Genomic DNA, 2,027 nt, shown 5'->3' with positions numbered 1-2,027 from the left:
GAGGAGGTTGCCGGGGCGATCAAACTTGCAAGCTCGGCAAAGATACGAACGATAGTGATAACAGGAGATTCGCCGGACACCGCAAGGAATATAGCGGAAAGAATCGGTATGCGGGTTGATATCGTATTGACCGGTCCTATGCTGGAAGAGATGTCCGACGACGAGCTGGAGGAGAAACTCAAAAGCGAGGTTCTTTTCGCGAGGACCGCGCCTGAAGATAAGATGAGGATAATAAAAATACTCCAGCGGCACGGCGCGATCGTTGCCATGACTGGTGACGGTGTCAACGACGCCCCGGCGTTAAAGCAGGCGAATATTGGAATAGCTATGGGTATAAGAGGCACCGACGTAGCCAAATCCGCCTCGGACATAATTCTGCTCGATGATAATTACGCTTCTATTGTGAATGCCATTGAGGAGGGGAGGAGACAGTACGACAACATACAGAAGTTCGTCCGGTATCTTCTCTCATCGAACATGGCGGAGGTGCTGGCGATTTTTGTATGCCTTTTATATGGTGGTGAGCTTCTACTTTTCCCGGCCCAGATATTATGGATGAACCTTGTCACTGACGGAATGTCTGCCATCGCGCTCGGTTTTGAGCCGCTCGAAAAGGGGACGATGAGTCGTCCACCAAGAGCGGTCGATGCGCCGATATTGTCGGGGGGAAGTATTTGGAACGTACTTTTTCTTGGTTCAGCTATGGCGGCAATCACACTTTTTATCTTTTACTATTTTCTTGATGGCAATCCCATAGGGAGATTCGCGCATGCCAATGCTGTAGCCTTCACCGCGCTTGTGATTCTTGAGATGGTAAATGTTTTCAATTTCCGAGCGCTCCACGCCCCCCTTCCTGTAGTCGGACTGTTTTCAAATCCATTTTTACTGTTAGCGGTCCTCCTTTCTTTGGCGTTGCAGGTTATTGCTGTCTACGTTCCGTTTTTCCAGATACCACTTCACACAGTTCCTTTGGGGTTAACAGACTGGTTTGCAATTCTGGTACCCGCCTCTTTAATATTTCTGATACCTGAATTCTACAAATGGCTCAGTTGGCAGAGGAAACATGCGTCATAGTCCTCCACGGATTATTCATATGACAGAAATACTATTGTCGTCTTAGCTTGTTGGCGTGGTGCAAAATGTGTAGAATCAGCGGATGTTAATACTGCCTGCAATCGATTTAAAGGGGGGGAAATGCGTCCGCCTCATACAGGGGGATATGGACCTTGAAACGGTTTACTCCGATGATCCTGTTGAGCAGGCCAAAAAGTGGGAATCTGCCGGTGCGAAGATAATTCACATTGTAGATCTTGATGGCGCGTTTCAGGGAGTGCCGAAGAACGGCGACTTGATCAGAAAAATCTGCAAGGCGGTGAAGTGTAAAATCCAGCTTGGCGGCGGAATCAGGGATATGGAAACTGCCGACGCCTATTTTGACAGTGGTGTTGACAGAATCGTCCTCGGTTCACTTCTACTAAAAGAACCGAATCTGGCCGCGCAGATGGCGGTTAAGTATCCGGAAAAGATTATTGCTGGTATAGATGTGAAGGATAAACACGCTACGGCTGATGGATGGACCACTACATCGAGCCTTACCGGTACAAGTATTGCCCAGGCGTTGAATGACTGGCCCCTCGGAGGGGTGGTTTATACTGACATATCCCGCGACGGGATGATGCAGGGTGTCAACATGGAGGGCCTAATTGAAATGGCCTCTGTAAGCCAACACGAGGTAATAGCTTCTGGTGGAATTACCACAATGAATGACCTGAAGGATGTCTCTACCATCAAAGGCGTTGGCGGAGCAATTATCGGGAAGGCACTTTACAAAGGGGCAATCGACCTCGCCAAAGCGATTGAAGAGTTCCAGAGATAGTGTTAACAAAACGGATAATACCTTGCCTGGATGTCAAGGACGGACGGGTCGTAAAGGGGATAAATTTCGTTAATCTCGTTGATGCCGGTGACCCGGTGGAATCGGCAGAGGTATATGATTCTCAAGGGGCTGATGAGCTTACGTTTCTTGA

At 48.6% G+C, this 2,027-nt stretch carries 3 protein-coding genes; all 3 read left to right on the top strand.

Annotation, left to right across the window (positions count from 1 at the left end; translation table 11 throughout):
- A partial coding sequence (locus OEY64_13370; GenBank protein MDH5543933.1) for an HAD-IC family P-type ATPase occupies positions 1-1,074 on the top strand: 1,074 nt, incomplete at its 5' end.
- Positions 1,075-1,156: 82 nt separating this feature from the next.
- Positions 1,157-1,876, top strand: coding sequence for a 1-(5-phosphoribosyl)-5-[(5-phosphoribosylamino)methylideneamino]imidazole-4-carboxamide isomerase (gene hisA / locus OEY64_13365; protein MDH5543932.1), 720 nt, complete (start codon positions 1,157-1,159; stop codon positions 1,874-1,876).
- On the top strand, positions 1,876-2,027 hold a 152-nt coding region (locus OEY64_13360), incomplete at its 3' end, for a HisA/HisF-related TIM barrel protein (GenBank protein ID MDH5543931.1). The genes hisA and OEY64_13360, both read left to right, overlap by 1 nt.

This window comes from Nitrospinota bacterium, from assembly GCA_029881495.1.
Taxonomy (GTDB): domain Bacteria; phylum Nitrospinota_A; class UBA7883; order JACRGQ01; family JACRGQ01; genus JAOUMJ01.
Note: the sequence above shows the minus strand (reverse complement) of the source record. Positions and strands in the feature narration are given on the sequence as shown.

Excerpts from the sequence above, each read along its gene's own strand:
- hisA (MDH5543932.1), top strand. The coding sequence starts at position 1,157 with ATGTTAATACTGCCTGCAATCGATTTAAAGGGGGGGAAATGCGTCCGC.